This window comes from Candidatus Arcticimaribacter forsetii (assembly GCF_910589745.1).
Classification (GTDB): Bacteria; Bacteroidota; Bacteroidia; order Flavobacteriales; family Flavobacteriaceae; genus Arcticimaribacter; species Arcticimaribacter forsetii.
On record NZ_OU342399.1, the window covers coordinates 733119 to 742097 of the forward strand.

Consider the following 8979-nt stretch of genomic DNA (forward strand, 5'->3'; position numbering starts at 1 on the left):
AATGTTCGATAATTTAAGCGGTAAGTTAGATAAAGCTTTCCAGGTCCTAAAGGGCCACGGTAAAATCACTGAAATTAATGTTGCAGAGACTTTAAAAGAAGTTAGACGTGCGTTACTTGACGCCGATGTTAACTTTAAAATCGCAAAGGATTTTACCAAAAGAGTTAAGGAAAAAGCTTTAGGTCAAGAAGTTTTAACAACTTTAAATCCAGGTCAGTTATTAGTTAAGATTGTAAAGGATGAGCTAACTGAGTTGATGGGTGGTGAGGTTGCTGGAGTTAATTTATCTTCCAAACCTAGTGTTATATTAATGTCGGGTCTTCAGGGTTCTGGAAAAACAACTTTTTCGGGGAAACTGGCATTACATTTAAAGAACAAAAAATCTAAAAACCCATTATTAGTTGCCTGTGATGTATATCGTCCAGCAGCAATAGACCAGTTAACGATTGTTGCGGATCAGGTAGGTGCAGCTATTTATAAAGATACTGAAGAAAAAAATCCAGTAAAAATTGCACAAGCAGGTATTGCATATGCAAAAGCTAATAAGCATGATGTTGTTATTGTAGATACCGCAGGTCGTTTAGCGGTTGATGAAGTTCTGATGAAAGAAATTTCAGAAATTCATAAAGCTGTAAATCCGGACGAAACATTATTTGTTGTTGATTCTATGACAGGTCAGGATGCTGTAAATACAGCAAAAGCCTTCAATGATTTATTGAATTTTGATGGTGTAATTCTTACTAAACTAGATGGAGATACTCGAGGGGGTGCAGCACTTTCTATTAAGACCGTAGTTAATAAACCTATCAAATTCATAGGAACAGGAGAAAAAATGGAAGCTTTAGATGTTTTCTATCCAGATCGTATGGCAGATCGAATCCTTGGAATGGGAGACGTAGTTTCTTTAGTAGAAAGAGCCCAAGAGCAATTCGACCAAGAAGAAGCTCGAAAAATAAGTAAAAAGATTGCTAAAAATCAGTTCGGTTTTGATGATTTTCTTTCTCAAATTCAACAGGTTAAGAAAATGGGAAACATGAAAGACCTTATGGGAATGATACCTGGAGTTGGGAAAGCGATTAAAGATGTAGACATAGATGATGATGCCTTTAAATATATAGAAGCAATGATTGGCTCTATGACACCAAAAGAAAGATCAAATCCTGATTTACTCAATATGAACCGTAAGAAAAGAATTGCAAAAGGTTCTGGGCGTGATTTAAGCGAAGTAAATCAGATGGTTAAGCAATTTCATCAGATGAGTAAAATGATGAAGATGATGCAAGGAGGAAAAGGAAAACAAATGATGCAGATGATGCAAGGATTACGATAATAATAGATATGACAATACTAGACGGAAAAAAAACCTCGCAAGAGATCAAGGAAGAAATTAAAGTAACAGTTACCTCTATGAAAGAACGTGGGGAACGTGTTCCTCACCTAGCAGCCGTATTGGTTGGGAACGATGGAGCTAGTTTAACTTATGTTGGAAGTAAAGTTAGATCTTGTGAACAAATTGGATTTGAATCTACCCTTATTCGTTTAGAAGAGGAAATATCAGAAGAAGAACTGTTACTTCAGATAGACCAACTAAATAAAGACAAAACCTTAGATGGTTACATTGTACAATTACCTTTACCAAAACACATAAACGAGGAACGTATTTTACTTGCTATTGATCCAAAGAAAGATGTAGATGGTTTTCATCCTGCAAATTTCGGAAGAATGGCATTGGATTTAGATGCATTTATTCCAGCAACTCCGTTTGGTATTATACAATTATTGGAGCGTTATGAAGTTCCAACCTCTGGAAAGCACTGTGTTGTAGTAGGAAGAAGTCATATCGTGGGAAGGCCCATTAGTATATTAATGAGTCAAAAAGGACCTGCAGGAGATGCTACAGTAACGGTAGCACATAGTAGAACCAAAAACTTATCTGAACTAACAAAACAAGCTGATATTATTGTGATGGCCTTAGGGATCCCTGAATATCTAACGGCAGATATGGTTAAAGAAGGGGCTACAATCATTGATGTAGGAATTACTCGTGTTGCTGATGAATCGCATCCAAAAGGTTATGTTATTAAAGGTGATGTTGCTTTTGACGAAGTGGCTGCGAAATCTAGTTTTATAACTCCTGTACCTGGCGGAGTAGGACCTATGACTATTGCTATGTTGCTTAAAAACACCTTACTTGCTAGACAGTGGAATCAAGCTTAGGATTCTCTATTGCATTGTAGATTATTAAAATTAATAGAGCGAAACTAACGCCTGTTAGAATCAATATGATGCTTAAAAACCCATCTGCTGAAAAAGATAAACGGATCAGTATAGTTGAGATTATAAATCCAGTGTTTCTGATTAATTTACTGTATTCCTCCGTGTAGCGGAATGAAATTAAAAGTATAATTACATCTGTTAAAATTAGTAGTGTAAAGAATTGATTAAAAAATACATTGTCAATGTTTTTAACATAACCATCCTTGTAAAGGTCAATTAGCCAATTGGATATTGATAAGGTAGAGGTTCCTATTAAAAGGGTTAATAATACCAAACTCACAACTTTTTTTGAACTAATAAAGCTTTTCAGCTTTGGGTCGGTGACCGTTCTTTTTGGCAATCTTTTTTTTCCTTTGTTAAATAGGAAAATTAGAAGGAAAAGGATTAAGAATCCTAATAAGTCTACCATTAATTCTAAGTTATGTTGGCTTAAGTGCCAATCCCCTTGTAGGTCCATCAAGGGAATGTCTTTAAATATTTTTCTAATAACAATTAATGAAATTATTTCGAATTGCTTTGAAACACAGGACGTGAAAGATCTGGGTAGATAAAATACAAGTAAGTAAACCTCGTAGATCAGAATTAAAGAAAATGGGGTGTAAATCGCAGTAATTGGATCATTTAAAAGTACACTTTGGTTGTTGGATAGGATTTCAAAATCCCATAACTTTAAAAAAATTAAGAGTAAGTGGACAAGAAATCCTAATCCAGCCAATCCTAATATTATATACTCTAATCTTTTTCGAACCTTGTCTCCGAAAACTAACAAAAAAATCTTATTTACACTTTCTTTATACTCCATTAGACAGCGAATAATTGGTTTCTATTTTTAAAACATTTAAACTCTAAGGCATTTCCAGATGGGTCATAAAAAAACAAAGTCATTTGTTCGCCGGGTTTGTCTTTGAATCTAAGATAGGGTTCAATTTCGAATTTAATATTCTTAGAAATAAGACGTTTGCTAAAATTTTGAAAATCATCCCAATTTAGAATAATTCCAAAATGAGGAACTGGAACAGACTTGCCATCTACTTCATTAAAGTGTTTATGGCCTTTAAAGTTTGTATCTTCATGAAGAACCAATTGGTGTCCAAAAAAATTGTAATCTGCCCACTGTTCACTCGTTCTTCCATGGGAAAAGCCTAAAGTGTTTTCATAAAAATCCCTTGCGATTTTTAAATCATGAACCGGTATTGCTAGATGAAAAGGTGCTATTTTTTCCATAAATAAAGGTAGGCATTTTTAACTAAAACATTTTACATTTAATTTAGAGTTTTCTAAGATGTCTTTTTTCAAGATTAGATTATCTTTGACGGATGACAGAAAACGAACTAAAACAAAACGTGGATCAAGGTCTCTTTTTGCCATTAATGGAGGCATTTTACACCCTTCAAGGAGAAGGGTATCATAAAGGTAGTGCTGCTTATTTTATACGAATTGGTGGATGTGATGTTGGATGTCATTGGTGTGATGTAAAAGAGAGTTGGGATGCTCAAAAACACCCACCCACAGAAATAAAACATATTGTTGGGGAAGCGAAGAAATGGTCCGAAACCGTTGTAGTAACAGGGGGTGAACCTTTAATGTGGCCAATGGATCCTTTGACAGATGAGCTCAAAAGAAAAGGGATTAGTACCCACATAGAAACTTCAGGGGCCTACGATTTAAGTGGTTCGTGGGATTGGTTTTGTTTGTCTCCCAAAAAGACAAAACTCCCAACAAAAGAGGCTTATAAAGCTGCAGATGAACTGAAGATGATTATTCATAATCAGAATGATTTTAAGTTTGCAGAAGAACAAGCTGCAAAAGTAGGAAAGGATTGTATTTTGTTTTTACAACCTGAATGGAGCAAACGAGATGAAATAATGCCAGAAATGGTAGATTATGTATTAAAAAATCCTCGTTGGAAAGTTTCTTTACAAACTCATAAGTATCTCAATATTCCTTAGAACTTCAACTGCGCTAGGTAGTCGTAATTTTCTCCTTCTTCAATTACAGTAAATTTGAACCCACAGTTGGTGGCAATTTCTTCAAGTCGTTTTGGATCAATATAAAGCCAAGGAAACTCTTCACTTTCTTTATTGAATTCAATACCAAATGATACTTCTCCGTAATAAATTTCATCTTCTTTCCAAAGCGTAATATCCTCCTCGTCGAATAGATAAATTAGGTCTGAAGAATCCACTAAAATTGATCCATTAGGAGCTAATAATGTTTTAAGATGATTTAATAACCTAGGAACTTCTTCTAAAGTATTTCCGATTCCCATCCCGTTCATTAACAGTAGTATAGTGTCAAAATTTCCGTCTTTAAAATCCCAAATGGATTTACAGATTACGTTGGTTACACCTCTTTTTTTAGCTACGGAAATAGCTCCCATAGATATATCAAGTGCTATAACTTCCATGCTTCCTTTATTTTGAAGATAAAGACTATGACTTCCCGATCCACAACCCACGTCAAGAATTTTCCCTCTAGCTAGTTCTAGGGCTTTTTTTTCTATTACAGGCATGTCTTCAAAACTCCTGAAAAAGTAAGACAAAGGAACGTGATCTTCTTCCGTGAGATTAGTCCAAGTGGTTAACTTCTGGTTTTTTGGGTTTAGAAAATAATCTTCAAGAGCTTTTCCAAAAATGTCGGTTTGTAGTTTCAAATTATTGTAATTTTACTGAAAAGATTTAAATGCAAGAACGCCTACTTTCACTTCCCAAGGATGCCAAAGATAAGGCAACTGAATCAAAAAAGTTTTTTAATAAGCTTAAAAAAAGAGTGCCTAAAAATCTTGATTCAAGAGTTGAAGAAATTCATGATGAAGTTTTTGAAAAAACCGATTGTATGTCTTGTGCCAACTGTTGTAAGACAACGGGGCCATTGTTTTTAAGACAGGATATTGCGAGAATTTCTAAGTTTTTAGGTTTGAAACCTGCGCAATTCGAAGAAAAATATTTACGGATTGACGAAGATAATGACTGGGTTCTTAAGCAGGTTCCTTGTTCTTTTTTAGGAGCAGACGACGCCTGTTCTATCTATGATGTACGTCCAAAAGCTTGTCAAGAATTTCCACATACGGATCGTAAAAAGATTTATCAGATTGCAGATTTAACAATTACGAATACTGCTATTTGTCCCGCTGCTTTTGATGTTGTAGAGCGAATGAAAGCTTCAATTAAACTCTAATCTTCATACAGTAAATATTTTGAACGCATCTTTTTGAAATGTTCTAATTTTGGTTTCCAGCTTGCTCTGATTTTTTCTTCTGATAAACCCATTTCTATTTGTTGCTGTAAGGTGTTTGTTCCTGCAATCCTCTTGAATCCATCAAAGAAAAACTTTTCTTTATCAAGAATCATTTCATAAGCATTTAAGAGCCATTTGATTTCTATTTTATCCAGTCTCTTTTCCTTTCTTAAATCGGTTCCGTAACAAATTACATCTTCTTGTTTTGGGTACTTAGCACCAAAATTAGGCTGAGGTTTGAAATAAAAAGTTTCGTTTTTAAAGTCAGGATGTCCAAAGATTTGAAATTGCATTTCAGTTCCTCTTCCGATACTAACTGGAGTTTGTTCCAATAAACAAAGGCTAGGGTACAGATTAACTGAGGTATCGTTAGGAAGGTTTGGAGAAGGTCTTACTGCGAGAGAATATGGGGTTTTATGAGTGTAGTTTTTTATTGGAACAACTTTAAATTTACATTTAATTTTGTTTTCAAGCCATCCTTCTTCATTAATCATTTTTGCATATTCACCAAGTGTTAAGCCGTATACAATAGGTACGTTATGCATTCCTAGAAAACTTTTAAATTCATTTTCTAAAACCGGTCCGTCAACATAATGTGCATTTGGATTTGGACGATCAAGAATTAATAAACTAATGTTGTTTTCAGCACAAGCTTCCATTACCAGATGTAAAGTTGATAAGTAGGTATAGAACCGTACACCAACATCTTGAATGTCAAATACAATAACATCAATGTCTTTTAGGTCTTCGGGTTGAGGTTTTTTGTGTTTTCCATGAAGAGAAATTAGGGGTAATTGGGTCTTTGGGTCAATGGTGTTTTCAAAATCTTCTCCGTTATCTGCTTCACTTCTAAATCCATGTTCAGGAGCAAAAACTTTTTTAATATCAATGTTGTGTGCAAGCAAGCTGTCTATTAAATGGACTGACTTTCCGTTGTTTATAATTAAACTTGAAGCGTGTGCAACAACTCCAATTTTTTTCTCTTTTATTAAGGGAAGGTAGGATTCAGTTTGAGCTGCACCAACTTTGATTTGAGCTTTCGAGGGATTTATGAAAAATACACTGAGTAAAAACCATAATAAAAATGTATTTTTGAAAGTAACAACCATAGGATTACTCATTTGAATTTCGGATTATTTTTAGCGCACAGAATGCGCAGTCAAAGCAACGATAAAAGTAGTGCATCGAGTCGGATTATAAAAATCGCGATCACTGCAATTGCCTTGGGTATTGTTATGATGTTAATTTCTTTATCTACGAGTCTAGGTCTACAACAAGAAATAAGAAATAAAATCATTGCTTTTAGTGGACAAATTTTGATAACACCTTTCGAAAATAACAATTCTAAGACTTCAACTAAATCAATAAGTTCTTCTGATTTAAATATAGATAATTGGTATAATTCTGAGCAGATAGATCATATTCATAAAACCATAAACAAAGCAGCTCTTGTTAAGTCTAAAACTGATTTTGAAGGCCTTATTGTAAAAGGAGTGGGGAATGATTATGAGTGGAGTGGTTTGGAGCCTTATTTAATCAAAGGAGTCTTTCCGGACACCAAAAGTAAATTAAATAATGAGGTTTTGCTTTCCGAAACTTTAGCTCGAAAATTGAATGTTCAGCTAGGAGATAAAATAACTGCTTATTTTCAGAGTAAAGTTTCTACAGGGGCACCAAACACTAGATATTTTAAAGTAGTAGGGTTTTACGAAACAGGTTTTCCTGATTTTGATACGGCATATATGTTTGCTGATGTAAGGCATTTACAAAGAATTAATAAATGGAATTCCGACGAGTTTGGAGCTGTAGAGGTTTTTTTAAAAAATGATACAAAGTTAGATCTTCTAAATTCTAAAATATACAATCAATTACCACCCCATATTGATAGTGTTTCAGCTGAAAATATTTATCCAAGTATTTTTGAATGGATTTCATTATTTGATTTTAATGTTGCAATTATTCTGACTTTAATGATTTTGGTTGGAACTCTTAATATGGCTACAGCGCTTTTGGTTTTGATTCTTGAACGTTCCAAGATGATTGGATTGTTAAAGGCTATGGGGGCTGGTAACAAGTTAATTCAGCAAGTGTTTATGTGGAATGCATTTTATATAATAATTAAGGGTTTGTTTATTGGGAATTTGATAGGATTGTTTTTGATTATGGGGCAGAAATATTTCAAGTGGCTTCATTTAGATCCGGCAACTTATTATGTTGCTGATGTTCCTGTTTTATTGTCTTTTTCTAATTTTGTATTTCTAAATTTAGGGGTTTTGTTTGTCTGTACTTTACTGTTGTATATTCCTTCTTTGGTTGTAACAAAAATAGATCCCTCCAAGGTTATGCGGGTTCAGTGATTTTTAACGATTTAAAAGAATTTAACTGACTGATTTGTTGTAAATTTGCCATTATTTTTTTTATGAATTACGCGAAAAACATCCTTGAAACCATAGGGAATACCCCTCTTGTTAAGCTTAATAATATTGCCAATGAAGTAGATGGATTGGTTTTAGCAAAGATTGAGAGTTTTAACCCCGGTAATTCAATTAAAGATCGCATGGCTTTAAAGATGGTTGAAGATGCGGAGGCCGACGGTCGATTAAAGCCCGGGTGGACTATAGTGGAAGGTACTTCTGGGAATACAGGAATGGGTTTAGCTTTAGCCGCGATTGTGAAAGGTTATAAACTCATCTGTGTATCAACAGATAAACAGTCTAAAGAGAAATTCGATGTGCTCCGTGGAGTAGGAGCTGAGGTGGTAGTTTGCCCAACAGATGTAGCGCCAGAAGACCCAAGGTCGTATTACTCGACTTCTAAAAGAATTGCAGAAGAAACTCCCAATTCTTGGTATGTTAACCAATATGATAATCCTTCCAATTCATTAGCACATTACGAGCAAACTGGACCAGAAATTTGGAAACAAACCGACGGAAAAATAACACATTTTATTGTAGGGGTTGGTACTGGTGGTACAATATCAGGTGTAGGTAAGTTTTTAAAAGAAAAAAACCCAAATATTAAAATCTGGGGGATCGATACCTATGGTTCTGTATTTAAGAAATATCATGAGACAGGGGTTTTTGATGAGAATGAGATTTATCCATACATAACGGAAGGTATAGGAGAAGATATACTTCCAGAAAATGTAGATTTTTCTGTTATTGATGCTTTTGAAAAAGTAACCGATAAGGATGCGGCAGTTTATACGCGAAAGTTGGCCTTGACAGAAGGGATATTTGCTGGGAACTCTTGCGGAGCTGCAGTTAAAGGTTTGTTACAACTAAAAAAGCACTTTAATTCAAACGACGTTATTGTTGTTTTACTTCATGACTCAGGAAGTAGGTATATTGGTAAGATGTACAATGATGAATGGATGAGAGAAAAAAAATTTATAGACTAAGAATCCATCCAAAAAACACAATCAAACATTAAATTTATCCACAATATTTATATAAATTAGACGTT

Annotated in this window: 9 protein-coding genes and 1 pseudogene; 6 read left to right on the forward strand and 4 right to left on the reverse strand. The window is 34.4% G+C overall.

All coding sequences use genetic code 11. The features are described from left to right. The first annotated feature begins 1 nt into the window (after window position 1). On the forward strand, window positions 2–1330 hold the full coding sequence (gene ffh, locus NG655_RS03510) for a signal recognition particle protein (RefSeq protein ID WP_252157965.1): 1329 nt from the start codon (window positions 2–4) through the stop codon (window positions 1328–1330). 8 nt (window positions 1331–1338) lie between these two features. Next, the gene (locus NG655_RS03515; protein WP_252157966.1) at window positions 1339–2217 is read left to right on the forward strand and encodes a bifunctional 5,10-methylenetetrahydrofolate dehydrogenase/5,10-methenyltetrahydrofolate cyclohydrolase; all 879 of its coding nucleotides are present in this window, start codon (window positions 1339–1341) and stop codon (window positions 2215–2217) included. Here NG655_RS03515 and NG655_RS03520 read toward each other — a convergent pair. Then, entirely contained in the window at window positions 2195–3079 is an 885-nt protein-coding gene (locus tag NG655_RS03520; protein WP_252157967.1) for a hypothetical protein, read from the reverse strand. The genes NG655_RS03515 and NG655_RS03520 overlap by 23 nt on opposite strands. Continuing rightward, complete coding sequence (locus tag NG655_RS03525) at window positions 3079–3501, reverse strand: VOC family protein (RefSeq protein WP_252157968.1); 423 nt, start codon at window positions 3499–3501, stop codon at window positions 3079–3081. The genes NG655_RS03520 and NG655_RS03525 overlap by 1 nt, the downstream gene beginning before the upstream one ends. A gap of 92 nt (window positions 3502–3593) precedes the next feature. Between NG655_RS03525 and NG655_RS03530 the strand changes: the two genes are divergently transcribed. Continuing rightward, window positions 3594–4226, forward strand: a complete 633-nt coding sequence (locus NG655_RS03530; RefSeq protein ID WP_252157969.1) for a 7-carboxy-7-deazaguanine synthase QueE — start codon at window positions 3594–3596, stop codon at window positions 4224–4226. Here NG655_RS03530 and NG655_RS03535 read toward each other — a convergent pair. Next, window positions 4223–4930 (reverse strand): class I SAM-dependent methyltransferase, encoded by a 708-nt coding sequence (locus NG655_RS03535; RefSeq protein WP_252157970.1) that lies wholly within the window; start codon window positions 4928–4930, stop codon window positions 4223–4225. The genes NG655_RS03530 and NG655_RS03535 overlap by 4 nt on opposite strands. A gap of 29 nt (window positions 4931–4959) precedes the next feature. On the opposite strand from NG655_RS03535, the gene NG655_RS03540 reads away from it, so the two are divergent. After that, a complete protein-coding gene (locus NG655_RS03540; RefSeq protein WP_252157971.1) occupies window positions 4960–5454 on the forward strand; it encodes a YkgJ family cysteine cluster protein in 495 nt (164 codons plus the stop codon). Here NG655_RS03540 and NG655_RS03545 read toward each other — a convergent pair. Continuing rightward, window positions 5451–6635 carry an exo-beta-N-acetylmuramidase NamZ family protein gene (locus tag NG655_RS03545; RefSeq protein WP_252157972.1) on the reverse strand — a complete coding sequence of 395 codons (1185 nt, stop codon included), beginning with the start codon at window positions 6633–6635 and terminating at the stop codon, window positions 5451–5453. The two genes, NG655_RS03540 and NG655_RS03545, sit on opposite strands and share 4 nt — an antisense overlap. 30 nt (window positions 6636–6665) lie before the next feature. On the opposite strand from NG655_RS03545, the gene NG655_RS03550 reads away from it, so the two are divergent. After that, window positions 6666–7871 carry an ABC transporter permease gene (locus NG655_RS03550; RefSeq protein ID WP_252157973.1) on the forward strand — a complete coding sequence of 402 codons (1206 nt, stop codon included), beginning with the start codon at window positions 6666–6668 and terminating at the stop codon, window positions 7869–7871. Window positions 7872–7933: 62 nt separating this feature from the next. Further along, a pseudogene (locus NG655_RS03555) lies at window positions 7934–8911 on the forward strand (PLP-dependent cysteine synthase family protein); the annotation flags it as partial. Window positions 8912–8979: the final 68 nt, after the last annotated feature.